The sequence below is a fragment of the Streptomyces sp. NPDC001732 genome (genome assembly GCF_053596315.1).
This window is the reverse complement of the sequence record NZ_JBSFFY010000047.1, coordinates 1-26,597: the sequence shown is the minus strand read 5'-3', so window position 1 is coordinate 26,597 and position 26,597 is coordinate 1. Positions and strand designations below refer to the sequence as shown.

At 71.3% G+C, this 26,597-nt stretch carries 14 protein-coding genes and 4 pseudogenes; 8 read left to right on the top strand and 10 right to left on the bottom strand.

Features of this window, described 5'->3' with window-relative positions; all coding sequences use genetic code 11:
* Positions 1 to 58 precede the first annotated feature (58 nt).
* Positions 59 to 619: a VanZ family protein gene (locus tag ACWCXX_RS30630; RefSeq protein ID WP_451132879.1), complete on the top strand. Its 561-nt coding sequence runs from the start codon at positions 59 to 61 to the stop codon at positions 617 to 619.
* A gap of 281 nt (positions 620 to 900) precedes the next feature.
* Here the strand turns inward: ACWCXX_RS30630 and ACWCXX_RS30625 are convergent.
* The 3 genes and pseudogenes from ACWCXX_RS30625 to ACWCXX_RS30615 form a co-directional block, all read right to left on the bottom strand.
* Positions 901 to 1,919, bottom strand: a pseudogene (locus ACWCXX_RS30625) (IS630 family transposase); the annotation flags it as partial.
* Positions 1,920 to 1,959: 40 nt separating this feature from the next.
* Positions 1,960 to 2,268, bottom strand: coding sequence for a hypothetical protein (locus ACWCXX_RS30620; RefSeq protein WP_451132877.1), 309 nt, complete (start codon positions 2,266 to 2,268; stop codon positions 1,960 to 1,962).
* 411 nt (positions 2,269 to 2,679) lie between these two features.
* Positions 2,680 to 3,330, bottom strand: coding sequence for a TetR/AcrR family transcriptional regulator (locus ACWCXX_RS30615; RefSeq protein ID WP_451132875.1), 651 nt, complete (start codon positions 3,328 to 3,330; stop codon positions 2,680 to 2,682).
* Between the two features lie 98 nt (positions 3,331 to 3,428).
* On the opposite strand from ACWCXX_RS30615, the gene ACWCXX_RS30610 reads away from it, so the two are divergent.
* Positions 3,429 to 3,803 carry a DoxX family protein gene (locus tag ACWCXX_RS30610; RefSeq protein WP_451132873.1) on the top strand — a complete coding sequence of 125 codons (375 nt, stop codon included), beginning with the start codon at positions 3,429 to 3,431 and terminating at the stop codon, positions 3,801 to 3,803.
* 280 nt (positions 3,804 to 4,083) lie between these two features.
* Here ACWCXX_RS30610 and ACWCXX_RS30605 read toward each other — a convergent pair whose 3' ends face one another.
* Positions 4,084 to 4,773: a hydroxylase gene (locus tag ACWCXX_RS30605; RefSeq protein ID WP_451132871.1), complete on the bottom strand. Its 690-nt coding sequence runs from the start codon at positions 4,771 to 4,773 to the stop codon at positions 4,084 to 4,086.
* Positions 4,774 to 5,265: 492 nt separating this feature from the next.
* A complete protein-coding gene (locus tag ACWCXX_RS30600; protein ID WP_451132869.1) occupies positions 5,266 to 14,601 on the bottom strand; it encodes an Ig-like domain repeat protein in 9,336 nt (3,111 codons plus the stop codon).
* Between the two features lie 1,072 nt (positions 14,602 to 15,673).
* Here ACWCXX_RS30600 and ACWCXX_RS30595 point away from each other — a divergent pair.
* Positions 15,674 to 16,126, top strand: coding sequence for a Mu transposase C-terminal domain-containing protein (locus ACWCXX_RS30595; protein ID WP_451132867.1), 453 nt, complete (start codon positions 15,674 to 15,676; stop codon positions 16,124 to 16,126).
* 292 nt (positions 16,127 to 16,418) lie between these two features.
* Here the strand turns inward: ACWCXX_RS30595 and ACWCXX_RS30590 are convergent.
* Positions 16,419 to 17,087 (bottom strand): annotated as a pseudogene (locus ACWCXX_RS30590) (IS3 family transposase); the annotation flags it as partial.
* A 628-nt stretch (positions 17,088 to 17,715) separates the two neighbouring features.
* Between ACWCXX_RS30590 and ACWCXX_RS30585 the strand changes: the two are divergent.
* Positions 17,716 to 17,853, top strand: a complete 138-nt coding sequence (locus tag ACWCXX_RS30585; protein ID WP_451132865.1) for a hypothetical protein — start codon at positions 17,716 to 17,718, stop codon at positions 17,851 to 17,853.
* Between the two features lie 61 nt (positions 17,854 to 17,914).
* Here the strand turns inward: ACWCXX_RS30585 and ACWCXX_RS30580 are convergent, their stop codons facing one another.
* Positions 17,915 to 18,232: a hypothetical protein gene (locus ACWCXX_RS30580; protein WP_451132863.1), complete on the bottom strand. Its 318-nt coding sequence runs from the start codon at positions 18,230 to 18,232 to the stop codon at positions 17,915 to 17,917.
* Between the two features lie 288 nt (positions 18,233 to 18,520).
* Between ACWCXX_RS30580 and ACWCXX_RS30575 the strand changes: the two genes are divergently transcribed.
* On the top strand, positions 18,521 to 22,783 hold the full coding sequence (locus ACWCXX_RS30575; protein WP_451132861.1) for an HAD-IC family P-type ATPase: 4,263 nt from the start codon (positions 18,521 to 18,523) through the stop codon (positions 22,781 to 22,783).
* A 122-nt stretch (positions 22,784 to 22,905) separates the two neighbouring features.
* Here the strand turns inward: ACWCXX_RS30575 and ACWCXX_RS30570 are convergent, their stop codons facing one another.
* Entirely contained in the window at positions 22,906 to 23,166 is a 261-nt protein-coding gene (locus ACWCXX_RS30570; protein WP_451132859.1) for a hypothetical protein, read from the bottom strand.
* Between the two features lie 115 nt (positions 23,167 to 23,281).
* On the opposite strand from ACWCXX_RS30570, the gene ACWCXX_RS30565 reads away from it, so the two are divergent.
* Positions 23,282 to 23,560: a hypothetical protein gene (locus ACWCXX_RS30565; protein WP_451132857.1), complete on the top strand. Its 279-nt coding sequence runs from the start codon at positions 23,282 to 23,284 to the stop codon at positions 23,558 to 23,560.
* Between the two features lie 53 nt (positions 23,561 to 23,613).
* Here the strand turns inward: ACWCXX_RS30565 and ACWCXX_RS30560 are convergent.
* Positions 23,614 to 25,037: pseudogene (locus ACWCXX_RS30560) on the bottom strand (IS701 family transposase).
* Positions 25,038 to 25,114: 77 nt separating this feature from the next.
* Positions 25,115 to 25,393: pseudogene (locus ACWCXX_RS30555) on the bottom strand (Uma2 family endonuclease); the annotation flags it as partial.
* Positions 25,394 to 25,643: 250 nt separating this feature from the next.
* On the opposite strand from ACWCXX_RS30555, the gene ACWCXX_RS30550 reads away from it, so the two are divergent.
* A complete protein-coding gene (locus ACWCXX_RS30550) occupies positions 25,644 to 25,817 on the top strand; it encodes a hypothetical protein (protein WP_451132855.1) in 174 nt (57 codons plus the stop codon).
* Between the two features lie 83 nt (positions 25,818 to 25,900).
* Positions 25,901 to 26,257: a hypothetical protein gene (locus tag ACWCXX_RS30545; RefSeq protein ID WP_451132853.1), complete on the top strand. Its 357-nt coding sequence runs from the start codon at positions 25,901 to 25,903 to the stop codon at positions 26,255 to 26,257.
* Positions 26,258 to 26,597 lie beyond the last annotated feature (340 nt).

Sequence of the window (26,597 nt, the reverse complement as noted above, 5' to 3'; positions counted from 1 at the left end):
CCCCGCACGGACACCATCGTCCAAGACGATCCGCACAAGCCCGCCGCAGGAGGATGACGTGAACTTCCAGACCCAGATCCCCACCGCTGCCGTTCTCGGCCCGGCACTCGCGATCTTCGCCCTCCTCGCCCTCGTACGCCGACGAGCCAACGTCCCCGGGTGGCGCGGCGGCCCACTGGTACTCCGAGCCCTTACCGCGCTCTACGCGACAGCGGTCGCCTCCATCACGTTCTTCCCCCTGTGGATCTACGGAGGCGAATACCGCAACGCTGCCCCCTGGATCAGCCAGATCCAACCGATCCCGCTGCTCACGGCCGACCTCTCCATGATGCCCAACGTCATCATGTTCGTCCCGCTCGGCTTCCTCCTGCCCCTGCTTTCTCACCGCCTCACCCGTGGCCGCACCGTCGCGATCTGCGCCCTCGCCAGCCTCGGCATCGAGCTCGCACAACTGCTTCAGTACATCGCCCTCGGCAACGGACGCGCCGTCGACATCAACGATCTGATCGCCAACACCTTGGGCGGCCTCCTCGGCTACGCCACCCTGCGCACTGCTCAGCGCATCGCCGCCACGCGCGCCGTATTGAACAAGTTGTCCCCCTTGCCCAGCACCGTCTGACCGGATGCCAGGCCCCTGCCCGCTCGAACACCTAAAAGACCCCGATCAAGCCGTACGTCGAGCGTTGATAGGCGCTGTGCGCGGACATGCTGGTCATGTCCCCGTGCGGCCTGGACACGTCGACCCCGGACTCGGCGATCGCCCGAGCGCCGACCGTGCCCGCGATCTGCTCCAGGTGCGGGGCGATCGCGTTACTGGCTTCAGCTCGTCAGGGTGAGGCTGGGGTGGTCGAGGGCCAGGTCGGTGCCGGCTGTGAAGCCGTCGAGGGTGTCTGGCCGCTACTGAAGGCGTTTGAGCCGGTTGCGTACGAGGACTTCGAGCCTGTCCAGGGCGACGACGGCGAGGTTGGCCAGGCTGCGCTTGACGTGGGCCCACACGCCCTCGACCGGGTTCAGGTCGGGCGAGTAGGCGGGCAGCAGGAACACCGTCAGCCATTCCCGTGCGTCGATCAGCTCGCGCATCGTGCGGGAGAGATGGGTGTTGAGCCGGTCCCAGACCAGCACGATCGGTGCCTTGATGAGCTGGTGGGTGCCGTCGAGCAGAGCGATGAAGTCGCGTTCGCTCATGCTGCGGCGCTTGCCCTTGCCCGAGGGGTGGGTGCACAGGCGGTGGCAGAGCCGGGTCCGTGAGCCGGGCCGCATCGTGATCAGCCCGGCCACCGACAGGCGTCCCGAGCGCCGTCCGCTCACCGTCACGACCGGGGTGCGGCCGCGTCGGCCCCAGGTCCGGCCCCGGGGCGGCCGGCGGGTGAAGCCTGCCTCGTCCTCGAAGCAGATGCAGCCCCCGCAGGCCGCCCTCGCCCTTTTACCTCCGTCCAGGTCGCCTCCTTCCACACGGTGACGGCCTGCTCGTCGCGCTCGGCGACCCGCCGGGCGGGGACCTGCGGGGAGAACCCGAGCCGGTGCATCAGCCAGGTGGCACCCGAGACGCTGTAGGAGACGTGGAACTTCCTGCCGATCAGCGTGGCCACCCGCGCAGCGATCCACACCTGGTCCTCCACCCAGCCGTGCGCGGCCGGCCCCTGCTGGAGATACGCGGCCGGCTTCTCCAGGCAGCGCGGGGACAGGCGACACCGTGATCCGCTCGGACCATGGGAGGCCAGAGCCTGAACACCGCCCTCCCGCCACCGTTGGTGCCACCGGTAGGCCGATTTCAGGCTCACCCGCAGCCGCCGCGCGGCCTCCGGCGGCTTGATCCTCTGCTCGAACAGCTCGGCTGCCTGCATACGCACCGTCTCCCGGCGCCGACGTCCCGCGGCGGTCAGCCCGCCCCCATCCGCATACCTCGCCCACCACGGGATACAGCCACCGCTCCAGGCCCTTCAGGGGATTCGCGCAGATTCACCCCAACGAGCCGAAGTCAGTAAGGACCCGGGCGAGGCGGTCGTCGTTGAGCAAAATCGGTTCGACGCCGAAGACCTTCTCCACCGCCCAGGTCCGTGCCCAGTCACCGACCCGCACCAGCGGTGCGGGCGAGGTCGGACGATTCGCAGCCATCGCCATCGCCATCGCCATCGCTCTGCTGGCGGAATCACGCGGTGACGACGCGACCGTCCATGAGCTGCGCCCCCGCAGGAAGACAGCCGCGAAGAAGAACATGGCCAGGAAGCCGGCCGCGAAGAAACGCAGGGCCCGGTCCGGCGCGGACACCACCGCCGGCTACCCGGAACTCACCGGGCTTGGATCCGTGCTCGGCCGGCGCGCCCACCCGGTGTTCAGCCGGTCGAGCAGGGCGGTGTGCCGGCGCCGAAGCGGCATCGCAGGCCCTTCAGCATGCCGGGGCGCCCGTGGAGGCCTCCGGCTCGAGTATCGGAAGCCGGGGTCGAGGAACGCGCTTCGGAGGTGGAGCCAGGCCGCGGGCGCGTTCAGCGGTGAGGCCGATGCCGGCCAGTGGCCGGCGCTGCTCGTGGTGGAGGCTGATGCAGCTGGCGCATTGGGTGAACGGCCATTCGAGGTGGCTGTGGGCAGGGTGCCGAGGTCGGTCGTGGGGTCCAGGGGCCGGTCGGTGGTGTGGGTGCGCGCGGTGTGGGGTGCTTGGCGCCTGGGCCGTACGGACTTCGATCAGCGACGCGGCCGTGCTGCGAGCATCGCGTCGTGAAGTTCCTCGGGGCCGGGAACGGGCGGCAGCGGCGACGTGGGCCCGTCGGGGCGGCAGGAGTCGAGCAGCAGGGCGACCAGGCGCTGCCAGGCACCGGGGGCGGCGTGGCGGGTGGAGGACAGTACGCCGGTGTTGGCCATCAGGAACAGGATGACGTCGCTGCTGGTGATCTCGGGGCGCAGGCGGTGTTGTTGCTGTGCTCGGCGGATCAGGGCGTCAAGGGCTTCTATGGCGCGGGAACGTGGCTCTTCCATGGCTGGTGAGTCGGGGAAGCAGGCGGTAAATGCCTCGGTGACGGCGCGGTCGGCGGCCTGCATGGCGCAGATGCGCTCGACGAAGCCCTTGAAGCCTTCCCAGGGGTCGGGGGTGAGCATCGCCTCCTCGGCGAGGCGGGCCAGATCGGTCATGCGGTCGCTCAGCACCGCCTCGATCAGGGCTTCTCGCTCGGGGAAACGCCGGTAGAGCGTGGCGATGTTGACTTCGGCCTGTCGCGCGACGTCCTCCAGGGGCGCACTCAGCCCGCGCTCGGCGAACACGGTGCGGGCAGCCGCCATGATGCGTTGCCGGTTGACCTCGGCGTCCCTGCGCAGCCTTCGGCTCTGCTCGGATCCCATGGCCTGGATCCTACAAGTGAAGGTGGTGCTGCGGTTTCTGGTAGCTTGAGCGCCACAACAAACCGCAGGAGTCCCTTCACTTATGGAATGAGTGTGCCGTGCCCGTCGCCCTGTGGGTCGCCCAGGCCCTCCTCGCCCTACTGTTCACCGCCGCCGGCGGGATGAAGCTGGTCATGTCCCCGGACGCCATGGTCCCGCTCATGCCGTGGGTCGTGGACTTCCGTCCCGAAACGATCAAAGCGATCGGAGCACTGGAGGTACTTGGTGCGGTGGGACTGATCCTTCCCCGCGCCACGAACATCGCCCCGGTACTCACCCCGGCCGCGGCGGTCGGCCTCGCCTGCATCATGGCCGGCGGCGCGGTCGTGCATGTCACCCGAGGTGAATATCCCCACAGCATCGGCAACATCACCGTGTTCGTGGTGGCTCTGTTGACCGCCTGGGGAGCACTTCGCTCCCTCTCCTCCCGCTGATCCCCCCTCACATCCTTCATCTGCTGCCTTGGTTATGCGGGGGGTGCCCCTATCTGTTTCGTCAATCCCGGCGGCGGTGTCTACGGGGGTTTTGCTCTGGCTTTCGGGAACGGCCCGCGAAGCGGGACGTTCCCGGCGGGGGCAGACGACACGACGGTTCATGATTCTTCTCCAGCGCACTGGTACGTGTGGGTCTTGGCCCAGGGCATCGACCGACGTCCCGCGGCCCGCGTTCGCGGCCGTCCCCGTGCACGACGGCACGAACGACGAGGAGCCGGCTTCAGGGGTTGAACAGGCCGGGGTTCTCGCGGACGTAGGCGGCCACTCCCGAAGGGGGTCGCCCGGTGACCTGCTCGACCCCATCCGCCTTGCGGTCGTACCGATTCTCCGCGTGAAGGCGAGCCATGGTGGAGATGTGCTGGAAGACATGGCCGGGCAGCCCCAGCGGTCTGAGAACGTCGTCGATCCATTCCTGCAGGGGACCGTCGGTGTAACCGACCTGATGGCCCAGGGCTGCGGCGACCTCCGCCGCCATGGCGGCGATCTCCTCCGAGCGCGGGCCGGTCAGCTCATAGATCCGGCCGACGTGCGGGGCAGGATCGGCCAGGATCTCCTCCACGACCGCGGCGACGTCCCCGGCCGCCACGGGGGAGGTTTTCGCCCGGCCGAAGGGCAGCCTGATGCTTCCGTACTTCGCGATCGAGGAGAAGCCCACACGGAACAGCGGGTTCTCCATGAACGCGGTGGGCCTGACCTGGACGACGGGCAGGCCCGACCAGCCAAGGACCTGCTCCACCAGCCACTGCTGCCGCTGCTGCACGGACTCGGAGGTGCTGGTGAGGTCCATTTCGGAGACAGTCAGCTGCGACATGTTCACGAACACTTCCAGGGACCCGTACGCACGCGCGACGGCCGCCACCGTCACGGCAGCCTCCAGATACTGCGCCGACACGCCCATGCCGAAGTACATGGGTGCGCTGGTGCTTCTGACCAGCTATCAGACCCCGCAGGCCATCCGTCGCCGTGGATGGAGCCGGCTGTCCACATGGCTGGCCAACCGCAGCGTGCGCAGCGCGGACGTCGTGGCCGCCACGGTGATGGAAGATGACCTCTTAACCGGCACATCGGAAGCAAGGCCATGGTGCTCCGAGGACCCCGTCACCCGGCTCACGTTCTGCAGTGCTGTGGGTGGCTATTCGCGGGTGCCGGCCGACTGCACCGCCCCGGCACGCAGCGCCGCGCCGACCGGCACCACGGTTCCTGCCACGGAGCCGCCACCGGCCGCGGCCGGTGGCGCACCCCCGATCCGGCCCTCTGTGGGTCCGACGCCCTGAAGGGCGCGCTGCGCATGCAGGGCCGGGCCATCAGCTCCGCCTTCAGCGCGTCCTGACGGCACACCACCCCAGCAGGCCGGCGGGTCCGGGGACCCGCCGGCCTGCGTCGTATCGAGGTCGGCTCAGGCTCAGGACGGCTGGTTGACGATCTGGGTGGTCGTTCCCGTGGAGGGTGCGAAGGTGCCGGTACCGGAGTAGGTCGCGGTGACAGGGTAGGTGCCAGGGTTGACGGAGGTGAAGGTAGTGGTGGCGATGCCGTCTTTCAGGGGCAGGACCTGGGTCTCGCGGTCGGCGAGGGTGAGCGTGACGTAGCCGGTGGGGGTGCCGGTGGCCGGGGGGACCACGGCCACCGTGGTGGTGGTGGTGATTTTGTTTCCCGGCCGTGAGGGATTGGGGGACGTGGTCACCGAGGTGGTGGTCGCCGCGCCGCTGACGGTCTGGGTGTCGGTGCCGGTGGAGGGTGCGTAGCCCGTGTCGCCGCCGTAGGCGGCCGTGATCGAGAACGGGCTGCCTGTCGTGCCGCTGTACGTGGTCGTGGCCGTGGCCACCCCGTTCGCCAGCGCGGCGGTGACGGGTGCGGTGCCGTTCCCGAAGCTGAACGTCACGGTGCCGGTCGGCGTGCCGGACGCCGGGGCCGCGGCGGCCACCGCGGCGGTGACGGTCACCTGCTGCCCGATCCCCGACGGGTCCGGTGTGGAGGTCACCGTCGTGGTGGTCGTGGCCTGGTTGACCGTTTGTGTGCCGGTTCCGCTGGAGGTCGTGTAGCTGGTGTCGCCGCCGTACGCCGCGGTGACGGTGAAGGGGCTGCCGGAGCGCGTCGCATACGTATGGGCGAGCGTGGCGACCCCGTTGACGAGTGGAGCCGAAGCACTGGCGGTCCCGTCGCCCCACGTGAAGGTGACTGTGCCCGTGGGGGTTCCCGTGGCGGGTGCCGCCGGGGCCACGGTCGCGATGAGGGTGACGGGTTGGCCCACCACACACGGGTTCGGGGACGAGGTGAGCGCCGTCGTCGTCGTGGCCCGGTTGAGGGTCTGGGTGTCGGTGCCGGTGGAGGGTGCGTGGTCGGGGGAGCCGTTGTAGGCGGCGGTGACGGTGAAGGGGCTGCCGGAGCGCGTCCCGTACGTATGGGTGAGGGTGGCGACCCCGTTGACGAGGGGTGTCGAGGTGGTCGCGGTGCCGTCGCCGAAGGTGAAGGTGAGGGTGCCGGTGGGGGTTCCGGCGCCCGGCGCGACGGGGGCGACGGTGGCGGTGAAGGTGACGGGCTGGCCGATCACCGAGGGGTCCGGCGTGGTGGCGATGGTGGTGGTGGTCGTGGCCCGGTTGACCGTTTGGGTGTCGGTGCCGGTGGAGGGTGCGTGGTCGGGGGAGCCGTTGTAGGCGGCGGTGACGGTGAAGGGGCTGCCGGAGCGCGTCCCGTACGTATGGGTGAGGGTGGCGACCCCGTTGACCAGGGGTGCCGAGGCGGTCGCGGTGCCGTCGCCGAAGGTGAAGGTGAGGGTGCCGGTGGGGGTTCCGGCGCCCGGCGCGACGGGGGCGACGGTGGCGGTGAAGGTGACCGGTTGGCCCACCACGGACGGGTCCGGGGACGAGGTGAGAGCCGTGGTGGTCGTGGTCTGGTTGACGGTCTGTGTGTCGGTGCCGCTGGAGGAACGGAAGTTGCTGTCGTTGCCGTAGGCGGCGGTGACGGTGTACGGCCCGGCCGCGCTGTAGGTGTGCTGCGTGGTGGCGACCCCGTTGACGAGGGGTGTCGAGGTGGTCGCGGTGCCGTCGCCGAAGGTGAAGGTGAGGGTGCCGGTGGGGGTTCCGGCGCCCGGCGCGACGGGGGCGACGGTGGCGGTGAAGGTGACCGGTTGGCCCACCACGGACGGGTCCGGGGACGAGGTGAGAGCCGTGGTCGTCGTGGCCCGGCTGACGGTCTGGGCGTCCGTATCGGACGCGGCGGCAAAGTCGGCGTCCCCGCTGTAGGCGGCGGCCACCGTGTACGGCCCCGTAGCGCCGTATGCGTGCTGGGCGGTTGCGATGCCGCCGGTCAGTGTGACGGTCACGGGTGCGGTGCCGTCGCCGAAGGTGAAGGTGACGGTGCCGGTGGGGGTTCCCGCGCCCGGACCGACGGGGGCGACGGTCGCGGTGAAGGTGACCGGTTGGCCCACCACCGACGGATCGGGTGACGAGGCCAGGGCCACCGTCGCGAGTGCCGCGGTCACTGTCTGGGTCGTTGCGGCGCCGACCGGGGTGAAGTCGCCGTCACCGTTGTAGGAGGCGACCACCGGGTACGGGCTGCCCGCCGTGTGCGTGTACGTATGGGTGAGTCGGGCCACGCCGTTCGTGAGCGGCGCGGACGCGGACGGCGTGCCGTCTCCGAAGCCGAACGTCACCGTGCCGGTCGGCACTCCCGCGCCGGCACCGGCGGGCGTCACCGTGGCGGTGATCGTCACGGGTTGGCCGGCCACGGACGGGTCCGGCGAGGTGGTCACGGTCGCGGTGGCCGGCGCCTTGTCGACGGTCTGGACCGTGGTGCCCGTGGAGGAACTGAACGTGGCGTCGCCGCTGAAGGCGGCGGTGACGGGGAACGTCCTGTCGGCCGGGCCGGTGTACGTGTGGTGGGCGGTGGCGACCGCGCCGTTCACGGTGGCGGTCACGGGAGGCGTGCCGTCGCCGAAGTCGAACGTCACGCCGCCCGTGGGCACCCCCGCTCCCGCGGCCGTCGCGGACACGGTGGCGGTGAAGCTCACCGTCTGGCCTGTCACCGAAGGGTTCGGCGCGGAGCTCACCGTGGTCGTGGTGGCGACCGCGTCGGCGGTGATGGTCTGCGTGCCGGTGTCGGACGAGGCCGTGAAGTCGGTGTCGCCGGTGTAGGCGGCGGTTACGTCGTAGGGACTGCCGGAAACGTCGGCGAAGGTGTGGGTGGCGGTGGCGACGCCACCGGACAGTGGCGCGCTCACGGGCGGCGTCGCGTCGCCGAAGTCGAAGGTGACGCTGCCCGCCGGCGTGCCGGCGCCCGGTGCGACGGGGCCGACCCGTGCGATGACGGTCACCTGCTGTTCCGGCGTGGAGGGATCTGGGGAGGTCGTCACGGTGGTGGTCGTGGCGGCCTGGCCCGTGGTGTGGGCGGCGGTTCCGGTGGAGGGTGCGAAGTCGGTGTCCCCGTCGTAGGTGGCGGTGATCGGGTACGGGCTGCCCGTGGTCCCGGCGTACGGGTGGGTTGCGGTGGCGGTTCCACCGCTCAGGGCGGCGGTCACCGCGGGGGTGCCGTCGCCGAAGTCGAACGTCACCGTGCCGGTCGGGGTGCCAGCGCCTGGTGCGATCGCGGCCACCGTCGAGGTGAGGGTCACCGACTGGCCGGCGACGGAGGGGTCCGGCGACGTGGTCACGCTCGTGGCCGTTCCGGCCCGGCCCACGATCTGGGCGAGCACGCCGGTGGACGGCCGGAAACCGGTGTCCCCGTTGTAGGTGGCGGTGACGGCGTACGGGGTGCCGGCCGCGTGGGTGTAGGTGTGCGTGCCGAGGGCCGTGCCGCCGGACACGGGCACGGTCACCGCGGGGGTGCCGTCACCGAAGTCGAACGTCACCGTGCCCGTGGGGGTGCCGTCGCCCGGCGCGATCACGGCCACCGCGGCGGTGAAGGCCACCGCCTCCCTGGCCACGGAAGGCTGGTCCGAGGGTGTGATGGTCACCTCGGTCGGGGCCCGCAGCAGGGTGTGCGTCGCCGTGGCCACCGAAGCGGCGAAGTCTTCGTCCCCGTCATAGGCGGCGGTGACCGTGTAAGGGCTGCCGGTCTGGGCGGAGTACGTGTGCTGGACCGTGGCTGTGCCGCCGGCCGACGGCACAGCCACGGGTGCACTGCCGTCCCCGAAGTCGAACGTCACGCTGCCAGTGGGCAGGCCCGTGTTCGGCGCCGCGGCCGACACCACGGCGGTGAACGTCACCGGCTGCCCGGCGACCGAGGGGTCCGGCAGCTCGCTCAGCGCGGTGGTCGTGGCGGCCTGGCCCGTGGTGTGTGTGTCGGTTCCGGTGGAGGGGGCGAAGTCGGTGTCCCCGCCGTAGGCCGCGGTGACGGTGTACGGACTGCCCCCCGTCTCCAGGTAGGCGTGGGTGCCTACGGCCGTGCCGTCGGCCATGGGCACCGTCACCGCGGGAGTGCCGTCGCCGAAGTCGAAGGTGACGGTGCCGGTCGGACTGCCCGCGCCCGGTGCGGCGGGGGTAATCGTCGCAGTGACGGTCACCGGCCCGCCGGCGACGGACGGGTCCGGCGACGTGGTCACGGCCGTGACCGTGCCGGCCCGGGCCACCGTCTGGGTGAGGGCGCCGTCCGAGGGCCGGAAACCGGTGTCCCCGCCGTAGGCCGCGGTGACGGAGTACGGGGTGCCCGACACCTCGGCGTCGGTGTACGTGTGGGTGGCCGCGGCTGTCCTGCCGATGAGAGGCGCCGTGACCGGGCCGGTGCCGTCGCCGAAGTCGAACGTCACCGTGCCCGTGGGGGTGCCGTCGCCCGGCGCCAGGGCTGCCGCCGTGGCGGTGAAGGTCACCGGCTGCCCGGTCACGGAAGGACCGGCGGATGACGCGACGGCCAGCGCGGTCATGGCCCGGCGTACCGTCTGCGTGGCGGTGCCCGACGAGGCGGCGAAGTCGCCGTCGCCGCTGTAGGCCGCGCCGATGGTCCAGTCGTTGACCGCCTGGCCGTCGTAGGTGTGCTCGGCGGTGGCGGTGCCCCCGCCGAGTGGCGCCGGTACCGGTGGGCTGCCGTCGCCGAAATCGAAGGTGACGGTGCCTGTCGGAGTGCCCGCGCCAGGCCCGGCGGGGGCCACCGTCGCGGTGACGGTCACCGGCTGCCCGGCCACGGACGGATCCGGCGTGGGGGACACCGTCGTGGTCGTCCCCGCTTGCCCGACGGTCTGGGTGGCCGTACCGAGCGAGCCGGTGTACTGGGTACTCCCGCCGTATTCGGCGGTGACGACGTACGGGCTCCCGCTCGCGGCGGCGTAGGGGGGAGCGACCGTCGCGGCGCCGCCCACGAGGGGAGCGGTCAGCGGCGCGGTGCCGTCGCCGAAGTCGAACGTCACGGTGCCGGTCGGGGTGTAGCTGCCCGGCGCGACCGGTGTGACGGTCGCGGTGATGGTCACCGGCTCGCCGACGACGGACGAGGCCGGCGAGCCGACAGCTCTCGTCGTCGTCCCGGCCGGGCCGACGGCCTGGCCGATCGCGCCGCTGGATGCGGCGACGTCGCCGTCGCCACTGTAGGCGGCGCTGATGGTGTACGGGCTGCCCGTCGTGTCGGTGTACGCGTGGGTGCCGACGGCCACGCCGCCGGACACGGGCACCGTCACCGCGGGCGTGCCGTCGCCGAAGTCGAACGTCACCGTGCCGGTCGGCGTCACCGACGCGGGCGGCAGCACTCCCACCGTGGCGATGAACACGAACTCCTGCCCGACGACGGACGGTCCGGGCGACGCGGCGATCGCGGTGGACGACGCCGCCGCGGTCACGGTCTGCGTACCGGTGGCCGTGGAACCGGTGACGCCCGCGTCGCCGCTGTACGCGGCGGTGACTGCGTACGGGCTGCCGGCGCTGTGGGCGTAGGCGTGCACGGTGGTGGCGGCACCGCCGGTGACGGGCACGGTCACCACGGGTGTGCCGTCGCCGAAGTCGAACGTCACCGTGCCGGTCGGCGTGTCCCCGCCGCCCGTGACGGTCGCGGTGAAGGTGACGGACTGGCCCGGCGCAGCGGCGGCCGGGGCGGTGACCAGAGCCGTCGTCGAGACGGCCGGCGAGACGCCGTGGGTCTCGATGCCGGTGGAACCGGCGAAGTCGGCGTCGCCGCCGTACACCGTGGTCACGGTGTACGGGCTCCCGGCCGCAGTGGCGTACGTGTGGGTGACGCCGGCCGTGCCGCTGCTCAGCGTGGCGGCCACGGGCGTGCTCCCGTCGCCGAAGTCGAAGGTCACCGACCCGGTGGGGGTGCCGGAGGCCGGCGGGACGGCGGCCACCGAGGCGGTGAAGGTGACCTCCTGGCCGCTGGTGGACGGCTCCGGCGCGGCGGTGACCGTGGTCGCGGTGGCGGACACGGAGGCGGCCACCGCATGGGTGCCGGTTCCGGTGGAGGGGGCGAAGTCGGTGTCCCCGGCATAGGCGGCGGTGAGGGTGTACGGGCTGCCCTCGGTGCCGGCATAGGCGTGGGTGACGCTCGCTGTGCCGCCGGTCAGGGCGGCTGTGGCGGGCGTGGTGCCGTCGCCGAAGTCGAAGGTCACCGTCCCGCCGGGAGCGCCGCTGCCCGGCGGGACGGCGGCCACCCGCGCGAACAGGGTCACGGTCTGGCCCGTCGCAGAGGGTTCCGCGGTCGCGGCGACCGAGGTCGTGGTGGCCGCGGCGGTGACGGTCTGGACGGCGGTGCCCTGCGACGGGGCGAAGTCGGTGTCGCCGCTGTAGTCAGCGGTGAGGGTGTACGGGCTCCCGGCCGTGTCGGTGTACGCGTGGACGACCGTCGCCGTGCCCGCCACCAGCAGGACGGTGGCGGCGGAGGTGCCGTCGCCGAAATCGACGGTCACCGTGCCGGTCGGGACGGTGCTCCCCGCGCCGGCCGGCACGACCGTGACGGTCACCGGCTCGCCCGTCACCGACGGGGCCGGGGAGGCGGTGACGGCGGTCGTGGTCCCGGCCGGCTCGACCGTGTGCGTGGCCGCGCAGGTGGAGGCGGTGAAGTCGGTGTCCCCGCCGTACGTCACGCTCACGCTGTACGGGACGACCGCCGCGCTGGTGTACGTGTGCACGGTCGTCGCGGTGCCGCCGGCGAGAGCGGCGCTGACCGGCGTGGTGCCGTCGCCGAAGTCGAACGTCACGGTGCCGGTGGGGGTGCCGCTCGCGGGCGGGAGCGCGGCCACGGTCGCGGTGAAGGTGACCGCCTCGTCGGTCACCGACGGATCCGGAGCGGCGCTCACCTCCGTGGTCGTCACCGCCTGGGCGACCGCAACGGTGCCCGAGCCCGTGGAGGCCGTGAAGTCGGAGCCGCCGCTGTAGGCCGCGGTCACCGTGATCGGGCTGTCCGAGACGCCGGGACTCGTACGGGTCACAATCGCGGTGCCGCCGACCACGGGTGCCGTGAGCGGGCCGGTCCCGTCGCTGAAGCCGAACGTCACCGTGCCGGAGGGCGAACCGGACGCCGGCGCCTGCGGGATGACCCGCGCGACGAACGTCGTTGTCTGGCCGACGACCGCCGGGTCGGGTGCGGCGTCGACCGTGGTGGTGGTCGCGGCGGGCTGGACGGCCTGACCGCCGTTGTCCTGGGAGGTCGTGTAGTCGGGGGAGCCGTTGTAGGTGGCCGTGACGGGGTACGTGGCGGCCGCCTGGGTGAAGGCGTGCGTGGTGGTGGCGACACGGTCGGTGAGCGTGGCGGTGACGGGTGGGGTGCCGTCGCCGAAGTCGAAGGTGACGGAGCCCGATGGGGTTCCGGTGCCCGGCGGGGTCGTGGTCACGCTCGCGGTGAAGGTGACCTGCTCGCCGACGGCTGCCGGGTCGGGCGCGGCGGTCAGGGCGGTCGTGGTGGCGGCGGGCTGGACGGTCTGACCGCCGGTGTCCTGAGAGGTGGTGTAGTCGGGGGAACCGTCGTAGGTCGCGGTGACGGTGAACGGGCTGTCGGCGGTGCTGCCGTACGTGTGCGTCGTGGTGGCGACGCCGCCGCCGGAGAGCGTGGCGGTGACGGGTGGGGTGCCGTCGCCGAAGTCGAAGGTGACGGAGCCCGATGGGGTTCCGGTGCCCGGCGGGGTCGTGGTCACGCTCGCGGTGAAGGTGACCTGCTCGCCGACGACCGCCGGGTCGGGCGCGGCGGTCAGCGCGGTGGTGGTCGCGGCGGCCTGGACGGTCTGCCTGCCCGTGCCCATGGAAGGCGCGATGTCGGCGTCGCCGCCGTAGACCGCGCTGACCGTGAAGGGGCTGCCGGCGGTACCGGCGAAGGCGTGCGTCGCGGAGGCGACACCGGCGGTGAGCGGCGCGGTCACCACAGCGGTGCCGTCGCCGAAGTCGAAGGTCACCGTGCCCGTCGGTGTGCCGTCCCCCGGCGCCGCCGCGGCCACCGCGGCGGTCACGGTCACCGGCTCGCCCGTGGCGGAGGGCGCGGGCGTAAGGCTCACCAGCGTGGTGCTGTCGGTCGGCGCCACACTCTGGGCGGCCGTCCCCGTGGAGGAGGCGAAGCCGGTGTCGCCGCTGTAGGCGGCGGTGACGGTGTACGGGCTGCCGGCGGTACCGGCGAAGGCGTGCGTCGCGGAGGCGACCGCCCCGGACACCGCGATGGTCACCGGGGCGGTGCCGTCGCCGAAGTCGAACGTCACGGTGCCGGTGACCGTGCCGGCGCCCGGCGCCACCGGGACGACCCTCGCCACGAAGGTGACGGGCTCGCCGGCCGCGGACGGGTCGGGCGTCGGTGCGACGGTGACCGTCGTCGCCGCCGGCTGCACCGTATGGGTCACCGTGTCGGACGATGGGTAGCACAGGTCGTCGCCGCTGTAGGCGGCGGTGACGGCGTACGGGCTGCCCGACGGGTCGGCGTAGCCATGCGTGACCGTGGCCGTGCCCTCCACCAGCGGCGCCGTCACCGACGGTGTCCCGTCGCCGAAGTCGACGGTGACGGTCCCGCTCGGCGTGCCCGCGGTGAGCGGGTTCGCCGTCACGGTCGCGGTGAACACGACCGGCTGACCGGAGACGGACGGATCGGGCTCGGAGGCCAGCGCCGTGACCGAGGCCGCCAGGTAGGAGAAGGCGTCCGGCAGCACGGCGGTGCCGCCGGGAGTGGTGACCGCGACCGTGGCGGGCCCGGCCACACCTGGTGGCGTCACAGCGAGGATCAGCGCGTCGGAGTTCGAGCGGAAGGAGGGGGCGGCGATCCCTCCGACGGTGACGCCGGTGGCCGCACCCAGCCCGGTGCCCCGAATGACGATCGTCGTCGCGCCGGCGACCGGCCCGTCGGCGGGAGTGACCGAGGAGACCTGCGGACTGGCCGCGTACGTGTACGCCAGCCGGTTGCTGACGCCGCCGGTCGCGATCGCGTACACGGCCACGGTGCCGGGCACCGCCGCGGGGGGAGGGGTAACGAGCAGCTGCTGGTCGGACAGGGCGGTGGGGAACTCTGCCGCGTTGCCGAAGTGGACGCTGCTCACCGTGCTGAGGCCAGTCCCGGTCAGGGTCACGGTCCTGCCCCCGGCGAGCGGGCCGGTGGTGGGAACGAGGCCGGACAGCACCGGCCAACGCAGGTAGGAGAAGGCACCCACCGGGGCGGTGCCGCCGGGTGTGGTGACGGCGACCTGCACGGTGCTGCTGCCCGCGGGCGTCACCGCGACGATGGTCCGATCGTCCAGGACGGTGAACGCCAGGGCCGCCCGGCCGCCGAAGAACACCGCGGTCGCGCCCAGGAAGTTGCGGCCGACAACGACCACTTGGGTGCCGCCGCTGTACGGTCCCTGGCTCGGGTACACGCTCATGACACCCTCCCCGCCGCACTCGTGCCCCTCGGTGACCTGCGCGTACAGGGCCGGCCGACCCGGCCTGCGGCCATGTCGGCGTGCATGCGGCGGGTGACGGTCCGCCGCACCGCCCTCGTGTCGGCGCACGGGAAGGGCACCGGTGGCGCGGCCCGCCGACGATCGTCGGGACGGTGAAGACAGTGCGGAGGGCGGGGCCTACCGAAAGGGCCGAAGCCGGGGACGTGAGCAGTGGACATGACGCTCCATCAGGCCGAGTAACGGACGCTGGGCGATTCACGCGGGGCCAGCCAGGAAGGGCGCGGCGGCGTGGCGCGGGTGCGGAGGGCGTGGGCACGGCAGGCCTGCTGGCGCCCCCCGTTCGAGCGGGTCCGCACAGGTCCGCACGGGTCCGCCCCGAGGGCGCCGCACGACCACGCGGAACAGCGCGTGGGTTGCGCCGAACCGCGGCAACGGACCCGCTGTGAGGCTCACGCTGGCACCGGAGGCGCAGCGGCCCCCAACCAGGCGGCACGGGCTTTGCCGTCGTGGGAACGCGGTCGCTCCGGCTCACCGAGCCGACAGGGGACCGCAATCAGTGCCGCCGCCCCGCAGGGCACGCAGAACTGGCAGCCCCAGTCCTCTGCCTTCCCCGGCAGGAGGTGGGCGGCCTCTTCCGGTGTGTCCTCCCAGTACGCCAAAGCCGCCAGATGCCGACAAGATGCCCGCAACGATTTCACCCGAACGGCCCACTTCCACCATGCCCGAGCCGCCGCCAGCCCTCTGCTCCCAGGGCCCCCGGGAGAGTCCTGTTGGTCTGTTTTGATCAAGGGATGCGGTGAAGGGCCAGGACAGCCTTGGGTTGAGCGTGTGGGCGTTGTGCGCTGGCTCTGGCGGCCGCCAGAGCCTCGGCGAGTCGTGTCCAGGAGCGGGCCATGCCCGGCAGCCTAGAGGCCGGCACCGACAGCACCGGTCGAATGCAGAGCCCCCAGACTGTCCCGAACCGGCCGACGATTGCGATCGTCGCGAGTTCGTCGTCGAGATCGCCTCCGGTGACGGCCAGGCCGGACGGCAGATCGACAGCCTGCTGGAGATGAACCGGCTGTTCACGGCCTGGACCGAGAACGTCTACCACCGCCGGGTGCACTCCGAGACAGGAGCCGCCCCCCTGGCCCGCTGGATGAACGGCCACCCGCTGACCGCCCCCAATCCCGCAGACCTTGCGGAAGCCTTCCGCTGGTCAGAACACCGCACCGTGTCCAAGACCGCGCTGGTCTCCCTGCACGGAAACCGCTACCAGGTCGACCCGTTGCTCGTCGGCCGGCGAGTCGAGCTGGTCTTCGACCCCTTCGACCTGTCCTTCCTGCGGGTCAGAGCGAACGGCCAGGACGCCGGGATCGCGCTGCCCTTCCAGGTCAGCCGCCACTCCCACCCCAAAGCCCGGCCCGAGACTCCCGCCGAAGAACCCCGGCCGACCACCGGCATCGACTACCTCGGCCTGATCGACATCGCCCACATAGCCGAACTCGCCGACAAGGTCAACTAGCCGCTCTGGGTGACCCCATGCCACCCATCGTCGACCTCACCGACCTGACCGGTGAATGACCCAGATCGCCAACACCACGGAGGACCAGCGTGATTGACAAACTCCAGGCCCACTACGGATTCAGCCGCATGCCCTTCGGCCGCGATCTCGCCCCCGGCATGCTCCACCGCCACGCGTCCCACAACGAAGCCGTCGCCCGCATCACCTGGTGCATCTCCGAACGCTCAATCGGCGTGGTCACCGGCGAAGTCGGCGCGGGCAAAACTGAACCGTTCCGGGTTCGGTGGAGACTTCAGATTGTGGTTGTGACCTGGGGTTTCGGGGTTGCGCGGTAGTAGTTGGTCTCGTATTCGACGGGTGGGATGTGCCCTATTTCACCGTGGAGTCGGCGGTGGCAGTACCAGTCGATCCACTCGGCGGTGGCGAGTTCGACCTGGGAAAGCGTTCGCCAGGGCCGTCCGGGCTCGATCAGCTCGGTCTTGAACAAGCCGATCGTGGACTCCATGAGGGCGTTGCCGTAGGCGTCGCCGACCGAGCCGATCGAGGCAGCGATGCCGGCGGCGTCCAGATGCTTGGCGAGCCGGAAACTCGTATATTGCGACCCGGTATCGGAGTGATGTATCAACTCACCTGCCTGGTGCGGGTGTTCATCGCGGTCGCGTTGCCACAGGGCCATGTCCAGGGCGTCCAGGACGAGCCTGGTCTCCTTCGACAGGGCGGCGGACCAGCCGACGATCCTGCGGGAGAAGGTGTCCACGACGAAAGCGACGTAGACCACTCCCGACCAAGTGGTGATGTGAGTGAAGTCCGCGACCCAGCAGCGGTTTGGGGCCGGCGCGACGAAGTTGCGGTCCAGCAGGTCCGGCGCCCGCTCGACGGAACTGTCCGGGATTGTGGTGATGATCTTCTTCCCGCGGACGGCACCGGTGACGCCGAGTTCGCGCATAAGGCGTTCGACTGGGCGTGGACCGCGTCGGTATCCGGCTGTTCGAAGACCGGCCGCAGCAGGGTCGCGACCCACGGCTGAGCGGACTTGGGACCTGCACGGCATCCTGACGCATCCGAAAGGGGGGGCGGCCCGAGCCGACCCGGCGCGCAGCGGTGCGGTGCTCCTGCGGCGTCGGCACTGGCATTGTGGCGGAAGCCCAGTCGGTGCGACGTCCGTTTGCAGGTCGCGCCCTTCGTTTCGCTGTTCGTCCGGTCCGCAACGTTGGCCGCTCCCAGATGCCAACCACCTTCCTCGTTCACCTCGCCGGTGACTCATCGAGGTCCGCTCGGAGGTCTCCGTGCCCGCCGACATCGTCCCGCCGTGGAGAGCCTGCGTCGTCACACGGCTGTCGCCGTCCTGTGCTGATCGGGCCGCGTTCTTTGCGACGAAGCCAAGGGAACGCGTGCTACCCGGATCTGTGTGGCTCACGGCCGCTCAGTGATCGAGTGGCTGTGGTGCGTAAAAGGTCCTGGTGCCATGATCGACACCATTTGTTCATCTGAAAGGCGCCAAAATTATGCTCGGGAGGCACCTGGGGTGGAGGAAAAGGGTGCATTGTCGGGTTTCAGATCACGCATCCGATTACAGAAAGTCAGCCACCATGGCCGAATTCCTGGCAGCCCTGGCGATGAAGTTCGCCGTTGCCCTTGCAGAGGCAATCATCCTGCGCCTCGTGTGGGAGCTGTGGGCCACTTGTTCACGCTCCATACGCACCGCCTTCGCACCGGCCGCCGTGTAGCCATCCGGCGCTCGGCAGGTCTCACCCACCGGGCGCCGCACCTCCCGTACGCCAGGACGTCCTACGGCTGGGCGTCCGCGCCACGACCCTCCTTCCGGCCGCTGCGCAGCAGCCAGGTGGCGCCACCGACGGCCAGGGCGACCGGCCATTCCAGAGCACCTGCCACGGTCAGGGCTCCGAGTCCTCCGTAGAACGCGAGATCCTTGGCGGGTGGCTTGCCCGTCAGTCGTGCCGTCGCCGCTCGGGCCGTGCTGGTCATCTCTCCTCTGGTGAGGTACGGAATCGGCACCGAAGGATGCAAGGTCCGCATGTGGAGGTGCAGACCAGTGCCGTCGTCCGCGTGAGCTTCCTGTTGCGTGTACTCCGCTGTCTTGCCCATCAATCCCCCTCCTCCTTTCATCGGAGTCGGTGCGGTGCGCCTCTCCCATTATCGCGCGCCTGCGGTGGCGTGTGCGCAGGGAAAGCGTTGCGATGGAAGCGCGGGACCACGGATCTGACGTGCACGTGCAGTGGGTGCCGGACCACAGGAAGCAGGTGAAGCGAGGTGGCGCTGCCGGGGTGCGGACTGCTGCAGGCTGTGCTGTCGTCCGCGGCTGGTGCGCTTCAGGACGAGGCTCGGGGGCGCGTTCGGTTCTTCGGAAGGCGTGCGCACGTCGCGGTTCGCGGGTTGCGGCCAGGCGACCTGCCCGAGGAAGCGGCGGCGAAGGTGGCCGACGACGTCGAGCGATGCCTCTCCGCCCTCCCTGCCGTGGAGTGGGTGGTGGTGAACACGGTGCTCGGTCATGCCATCGTGGGGACCGACGGTGCGTTCGAGGCTGATGCGATGGCGGACGCTCTGGTAGAGGCGGTCACGGCGGTGGAGGAAGCCCACGGCGTCGCGCATCCGCTGGCCGAGCACCCTGTGTCGGGTGGGGCGACCCGCCGGTCCGTCACGGCCATGGCCCTGCACGTGGCCGCCGCACCCATAGCCGCGCTGGCTGGTTTGACGCGCCACACCCCCATTCCTGCGAGCATCGCGGCGCTCGCGCCGCTCGTCGAGGCCCACCCCCGGCTACGGTCTCTCGTGGAGCAGGCGGTCGGCGTCGACAACGCCGGCATGCTCCTGGCCTCGATCACCGCCCTGGGTCAGGCCGGCTCCGGCGGTCTCGCCGGGGTTGGCGTGGACACGCTCCGGCATGCCCTACGCGCGATGGAGGCTGACGCGGAGGCTGCCGCCTGGGCCGCGGCCGAGCCGCGCCTCGCGGGCAGTGCCGCGGCAGGGGGCCACCGCGGGGCACCCGGGCCGCCTGCCCGTGAGGTGCCGCTCAAGCGGGGAGCGATCGAGCGCTACGCGGATCAGGCGCTCGCCGTGGCGACGGCGTCGTTCGCCGGATCGCTGCTGGTCACCCGGCACTATGGGCGGGCCGTCGGCGCGGCGCTGGCGGTGATCCCGAAGGCGTCGTACCTGGCGCGCGAGGGCTTCGCATGCGCTTTCGGCAGGGGGCTGGCCCGTCGGGGAATCGTGGCGGCTGATCCCGGAGCGCTGCGCAGACTTGACCGGATCGGCGTCGTACTGCTCGACACGGACACGCTGGTCACCGGGTCCCACCGGCCGGCCGGTCTCGTTGCCCTCGACAAGGACGCACCCGCGGGAGAGCTCGCCGCTACGGCCTACCGCCTCTTTGACGGCTCCGCCCCGGAAACAGTGCAACGGGACGGGCGGTGGGAGCTGGGGCCGATCGAGCGTCTGAATTTGCAGGGCCGCACTGGCGAGCGGGCCCGGGAGCGCGTGCAGCACGAGGGCGCGCGCCTCGTACTGGGCCTGGCGCACCGCAAGCGCCTGCTCGCCGTCATCGGCGTAGTACCCGAGATGCACGATGCCGTCGGCGCCCTCGTCCCGGCCGCCCACGCGGCCGGGCTCAAAGTCGTGGCAGCGGGTACGTACACCGGCGGCACCTCGGTACGGGAGGCCGACGCTGTCAGCGAGGGAGGCGGCGCCCGGCTGTTCGAATCCGTACGGGCTCTGCAGCGCGAGGGTGAGGGCGTGCTGCTGCTCTCGCACGACCGGCGCGCGCTCCAGGCCGCCGACGTCGGCGTGGGCCTCGCAGACCCGCAGGGGAGACCGCCCTGGGGCGCGGACCTGTACATGGATGGCGATCCCGCGTCAGCCGTGGTGATCGTGGAGGCCTGCCGCACCGCCCGCCAGACCGCCCGCCGAGGCGTGCGGCTCTCCCAGGCCGCGGCCGCGGTCGGTGCGACGGCGGTGCTGGCGGGAGCGGCGCGCCGCCCGGCTGACCGGGGCGTGACGGCGTTCAACACGGCGGCCGCGCTGGGTATCGCGGTCGGCGTCTGGGCGGCCGTACGGTTGCTTCGGCGCCCCCCTCCGGTGACCACGGCTTCGCGACACCCGTGGCATGCGATGGATCCGGCCACCGTGCTCTCCGGAACCGGCGGCAGCAACGACGGGCTGACGTCGGAGGAGGCGCGGTCGCGGGCCACGATCACCGGCGAGCGGGAGCCGACAACCTCGCTCGGCGGGGCCTACCTCGCCGAGATGGTCAATCCGCTCACTCCCGTCCTCGGCGCCGGGGCGGCCATGTCGGCGTCCGTGGGTGCCCTCCTCGACGCGGTCGTCATTGTGGCGGTCACCGCCCTGTCCGGGCTCATGGGCGGTTTTCAGCGGTACCGGACCAACCGCGCGGTCGCCCAGCTGCGGCGGGAGTCGGCCGTCATGGCTCAGGTGGTGCGAGACGGGAAGGAGACCTCTGCCCCGGCCGAGGAACTGGTCGTGGGCGACGTGGTGAACCTGAACCCGGGCGCCGTGGTACCGGCTGACGGACGCCTGCTGGAGGCGCACCACCTGGAAGTCGACGAATCCTCGCTGACCGGCGAGTCGCTGCCGGTGGCCAAGGGCGTGGCTCCCGTTCTGGCCTCGGACCTCGGTGACCGTACGTCCATGGTCTACGACGGCACTACCGTGGCGGCCGGCCGCGGCCGGGCGGTCGTTGTCGCAACCGGCACGGCCACAGAGGCGGGCCGCGCCGCGGAACGTGGGCGCGGCGCGGCACCCACCGCCGGGGTTGAGCGTCGACTGGCCCGCATCACCCGGACCACGCTGCCCGTGGCCCTCGGTTCGGCCGCCGCCGTGATCGCGGCGGGCATGCTGCGGGGGCGCCCCATCCGGGACACCATCGGGGCGGGTGTGGGACTGGCCGTCGCCAGCGTGCCCGAAGGGCTGCCGTTCCTCGTCTCCGCCGCCCAACTCGCCTCCGCCAGAAGGCTGTCCGCCCACGCAGCCCTGCTCAGGCACCCTCGCACCATCGAGGCGGCCGGTCGCACGGACGTCCTGTGCATCGACAAGACGGGAACACTCACCCAGGGACGGATCGCCCTCGTCGCCGTGGCCTCCGACGGCCACAGCCTCCCCATCGAACGTCTCGAGGACGAGCAGCGCGCCGTCCTCGCGGCCGCGCTGCGGGCGACACCACGCCCGCACAACGGAGCGCAGTTGGAGCACGCCACGGACGGCGCGGTCACCGAGGGCGCCAAGGAGGCGAGAGTGCACCGGACGACATCGGCGCAGGGCTGGCGGCGCACCTCCAGCCTGCCGTTCGAACCCAGCCGTGGCTTCCACGCGACGCGAGGCCGCTGCGGCGAGCGCCGGATCCTCTCGGTGAAGGGAGCACCGGAAGAGGTCGTTCAACGCTGCGCCACCCGCGACGGCCGGCGCCTGGACAGCAAGGGCCGGAAGGCCATCCTCGACGCGGGCGAGGAACTGGCGGCCCAGGGCCACCGGATCCTCGCGGTCGCCGAACGCCGGGACGCGCCCGGCGGCAAACTCACCGACGACACGGTGGTGGGCCTCGACTTCCTCGGCTTCCTCGCGTTTGCCGACCGAGTGCGCGGAACCGCCCGTGACGCGGTGCGCCGACTCGCGGGCGCCGGGGTGCACATCGTGATGATCACCGGGGACCATCCGGGCACCGCCGAGTCGATGGCCGGCGACCTGGGCGTCCTGGACGGCAGGCGGGTGGTGACAGGTGCCGAACTCGACGAACTGGACGACCGCGCCCTCGACAGGCTGCTGCCCGACGTCGGTGTGGTCGCCCGTGGTACACCCGTGCACAAGGTCCGTGTGGTGCAGGCGTTCCAGCGCCTCGGCCGCACCGTCGCGATGACCGGCGACGGCGCCAACGACGCGCCCGCCATCCGGCTCGCCGACATCGGGATCGCCTTCGGGACGCGGGCCACGCCTGCCGCGCGAGCGGCGGCCGACCTGATCGTCACGGACGACCGGCTGGAGACGCTGCTCGAGGCGTTCGTGGAGGGACGCGCGATGTGGGCCTCCGTGCGACAGGCTCTGGCGATCCTGGTCGGCGGCAACCTCGGCGAGATCGCGTTCACTCTGCTCGGCACGGCCGCCACCGGGACCTCCCCCCTGACGGCTCGTCAGCTCCTGCTGGTCAACCTCTTCACCGACCTCGTCCCGGCCATGGCCGTCGCCCTGCGCCCACCACAGCCCGAGGCCGCCGAACGCATGCTCCAGGAGGGACCCGAAGTCTCGCTGGGCACGGCCCTGACCGAGGAGATGGTGTGCCGGGCCGCGGCGACCACACTGGGGGCCACGGCGGGCTGGCTCGCCGCGCGGCTCACCGGCCGCGCCGCCCGTGCCCGCTCCGTCGCCCTCGTTGCACTCGTTGGCGCGCAACTCGGCCAGACGCTCCTGGTCGGTGGCCGCAGCCCGGCGGTCGTCCTCTCCTCCCTCGGCTCGATGGCTGCACTGGCGGCTGTCGTCCAGACCCCGGTCCTCAGCCAGTTCTTCGGCTGCACGCCCATCGGTCCCATCGCCTGGAGCATCGCCCTCTCCGCCGCGGCTGCGGCCACGGCGAGCTCACTCTTCCTCCCCCGACTGGTCGAGCGCATCCGCCCAGCGATTCCCGGTATGGGCTGAGCCCCAACGGCGGTCTTCGACGGAGTGGCAGGGCGGCTGACCGGAGGTAGAGCGCCTGGCGGAGCGGCAACGCCCCCGACTCATCCTGCCGGGCCGCGTCCTCGCTCGTGCTGCGCAGGTGGTCAAAAGAACGCCGCCAGGTCCGCATGGGTCAGTTGCGGCGCGACAGGGACCGGTCCGCGACGTGGACCGGGTGACCGCCCGGCGAGCGCCGACGGGACCGTGCCGGTCAGCGCCCAGGCCGGCATGTGCGCGGAGTCCCCGGGCGTGCGCCCCGGCCAGTGGATGTCGCCTGCGAGCCCGGCCGCGATGATCCGGTCCGCGTCCATCGCCGCGTCCAGTCCCTGCACGAGCGTCGTCTCCGCACCGAAACCCGTACTCACGGTCGGTCCTACCGCATTGGCGGCCGCCGTACGGTCGCCTTGCGGCCCGCACCCGACGAACGAGTAGCACGAGGGCCGTCCTGTACGCGTCTTCGCCCACGCCGGCGAGGCACCGATGAGCAGTACACACACGGTCCTGTACGACCCCGAGGGGCAGATGGAGTCGGAACTCCTCCTCGACTGCGGACCCCACAAGTGCTTGATCAAGGCCGTCCTCACGTGGAGGGGCGAACCGAACCTGCCCACGGCGGACAACGAGCAGATCGCGCTTCAGCTGACCGGCGCGGCCATGTGGCCGTTCCCGATGGCCGGTTCCACGCCGAAGGACCGTCCGCACCCGGCCCGGGGATGTTCACCGGGGCACGGACGAACACCCCGACAGGGCCGGTCATAAGCAGCCGGACCGGCTTCTGGCTAGCGGTGGTTTGTCAGACCGGGGAGTAGAGATCAAGTGGGCGGCCTGCTCCGACGGCGTTGATCAGGGCTTGGAGTTCGGGTGGCGGGGGTGCGTTGCTCCAGGCTCACCAGCAGCGTTGGAGGGTGGTCCAGGGGGCGAGCCAGGCCCGGACGGCGCGGATTGACTGTGGCCAGCTTGCTGGTTGGGGCTGGTGGGGTTTGCTTGGGCCCCCTCTCAGCCGGTTCGGCCGGTGTGGCAGTCGGCGGGGCCGCTGGGGCAGCGATGGGTTCCGGGTCCGGAGGCTGAGTGAGCCAGGTTTCCCAGCAGAATGAGAACGCGCAGGTGACCAGGGTCTGGTGGCGGCGGATGGCGGTATCGGAAGGGACTTGGAATCGGCCCACCCGAGTTCGCCCTTGACCTGTTTGTAGCTCTGCTCGATCCAGTGTCGGATGCTGTAGATCCGGACGACTTCGTGCAGCCCGGCGGCCGGCTCGGGGCTGTCGGCCTCGCGGGGACCGTCGGGGCGGGGCAGGTCGGTGGCCAGGTACCAGATGGCTTGCGGGGGCAGCGTGGCTGGGTCGGTGGTGGCTACGATCAGGCGGACGTTCCCGTCAGGTCCCCACCAGCCGAGGCGGGCGTCGGCGGCCCACCAGGTCTCGGTGTGCCCGTCACGGAAGGTTCGCTCGACGGCGGTCCAGTCACCCGGATGCTCGGGGTCCGTCCAGGTCAAGGCGCGGGCGGCATCGACGGGAGTGTAGGCGTCCTTGCCGTAGGCCCAGGTGTCGTGGCTCGGTTTGAGAGCCATGACGAACGGCAGCCCTGCCGAGGCGAGTTGTCTGCGGAAGCCGTCCTGGTCGCCGTAGGCGCAGTCGGCGGCCACGGCCCGGAAGACCACCCCGGCAGCCTTCGCGGTGCGGGCCGGCTCCGCGGCGATCTGCAGCTTGGTGCGGAAGCCGGGGCCGCTCTTGCCCTTGGGTAAGTGATGGGCGGGGCTGTAGGGCACGGCATGCAACGGGTAGTAGAGGTTCTCATCGGCCCAGCAGGTGGTCACGGTGACGATGCCGTTGTCGGTCTTGCCCAGCCGGCCCAGCCACTGCCGTCCGATGTGCGCGGTCGCCTTCCCGTCCTTACGATCCCCGGAATCGTCGATCACCAGCACTCCGCCCGAGTGCGGCGCGGTAGCGGGATCGGCCAACAGGAGTTCCACCCTGCGGGCGTTGACCCGCTCGTGGTCCCAGGTCGACTCGGACAGGAAGAACTGCAGCCGCTGCACCGAGGGATGCTGGGCCCCGACGACGGGTTCGGTGCCGGCCAGGCAGGTCAGTGTCTTGTTGCGGTTCCGCGGCAGCAGCAGCCCAGTCAGGTACTCGCGGAACCCACGGCGCTGTGCCAGTGTGGAGAACAGGTCATCGAAGCGTGCGGCGTAGGCTTCCAGCGGGCCTGGGGCGGGCGGACACGGCAGACGACGGGTCATCACAAGCCCCCAGGCGACGAGGCAACGTTCCTCTGCTACCGGCCTACTACAGCCCAGACTCGCAGTCAACAAACCACCGCTAGGTCCTCGGGGACGACGGCGATGTCGGGGACGTACCAGTTCGACGTGCCTGGCAGGTCGAGGTTCCCGGACCCTTCGACGCAGCCGAGCTCGTCAACTCGGTCCTCGATCTGCCGTCGAACCACTTTCGCGGCACGCTCGTGGCCCCAGGTTGGTGTCACCGGCTCGATGATCCCCTCGATGATCTGAACACGGTCCCCGCGGATGTGCTGGATGGCGTACTTGAGGGCGTGCTCGGTGTCGATGCCGTGTCCGTAGTCGGGTGCGCTCGTCATCAGGTCACGCTCCTGTCGGTGGGCTCGACACCATCTTGCCTTGGCTGCTGTGGTGGTGTGCTGGGCATGGGCGGCGCAAGCCTCTGTGCAGAACCGTACCGGTCGTGGCTCACGTGCCGCATGGTGCAGGGAAAGGCTCCGAGCTGGGCCTGAGCACCCGTGCGCCCCATCTGTCCCCTCCCCGGAGGCAGAACCGGGGCGGACCGTCGAATCCATGGGCGGATCCTGCGGGAAGTGCCATGGCCTACTGATGTTCGACGACCTGGTGCACGTTGCTTCTGGGGAGTGGTGGTGCGAGAGATGCTGCGAGGACTGGGCGTACGACGGCCTGGTCGAGGGACGAAACCGCAGTGAGGACGACTGGCCGACCATGTCGACCGGTGACCCGGATGAGGCGCAGCACCGGCGGGGAACGGCGGCGTAGTCCCGCGTTGGCCAGCGCGTGGTCGCCTCCTCGGGCGGCCGCTGCGGCACGCTGGAACAGGGTGTAGCGGGATCGGGCCGCACGTGTTCGAGCAGGGCATCGACACATCCATGGTGGAGGGTTGGGCGATGTTTGGGGTGCTGTTGGTGCTCGCCGCGCTTCAGCGCGAGCTGATCATGGCGAACACCAATGACGGGCTCGCCTCAGCACGGGCCTGCGGCCGGATCGGCGGAGGCGGGCCCAAGCTCACCGAGGACCAAGTCCCGCTCGCCCAACGGCTCTACGGCGAGCGGGAGAGGACCGTCCAGCAGATCGCTGATATGTTCGGCGTTCCCCGGTCGATGGTGTACGGCACCTCGACAGAGCCAAGACTGTTCCCCGCCAGCCGAAGAAGACCAAGGTCACGAAGTCCTGACCGTTGTTTTGCGGCTGGTGTCTGAGCTAGGACTCTGGGGCCGTGGCGGGGAGGGGGCAACTGCGGCGAATGGAAGGCCACCGCCGCCGACATCAGCCGGGACCTGGACCTGTTCCAGGTCCTGCACACGATCGTCACTGCCTTCCGCTGGATCGCCGACCTCTACCCTGGCACAGCGAAAGACCGACGCCCATGACGCGTTCATCATCGCGGATGCTGCCCGCGCGAAGCCTTCGCGCGTTCCTCAACCCTCGGCCGCGGGGCGACGTCAGAAGCCGTTGTCTTTCCGAGAGTGGCGGGTATGTTTCCGCTGGTCAGGTGTAGGTGCGGTGTTTTGGCGGCAGGGACGAGGTGTTGTGTCGTCT

What these genes read in the sequence shown, in the direction of transcription:
- ACWCXX_RS30615 (WP_451132875.1), bottom strand. Translation starts at nt 3,330, where the DNA reads ATGGGATCCGAGCAGAGCCGAAGGCTGCGCAGGGACGCCGAGGTCAAC.
- ACWCXX_RS30605 (WP_451132871.1), bottom strand. Translation starts at nt 4,773, where the DNA reads ATGTACTTCGGCATGGGCGTGTCGGCGCAGTATCTGGAGGCTGCCGTG.
- ACWCXX_RS30600 (WP_451132869.1), bottom strand. Translation starts at nt 14,601, where the DNA reads ATGAGCGTGTACCCGAGCCAGGGACCGTACAGCGGCGGCACCCAAGTG.
- ACWCXX_RS30595 (WP_451132867.1), top strand. Translation starts at nt 15,674, where the DNA reads ATGAACCGGCTGTTCACGGCCTGGACCGAGAACGTCTACCACCGCCGG.
- ACWCXX_RS30585 (WP_451132865.1), top strand. Translation starts at nt 17,716, where the DNA reads ATGGCCGAATTCCTGGCAGCCCTGGCGATGAAGTTCGCCGTTGCCCTT.
- ACWCXX_RS30580 (WP_451132863.1), bottom strand. Translation starts at nt 18,232, where the DNA reads ATGGGCAAGACAGCGGAGTACACGCAACAGGAAGCTCACGCGGACGAC.
- ACWCXX_RS30565 (WP_451132857.1), top strand. Translation starts at nt 23,282, where the DNA reads ATGAGCAGTACACACACGGTCCTGTACGACCCCGAGGGGCAGATGGAG.
- ACWCXX_RS30550 (WP_451132855.1), top strand. Translation starts at nt 25,644, where the DNA reads ATGTTCGACGACCTGGTGCACGTTGCTTCTGGGGAGTGGTGGTGCGAG.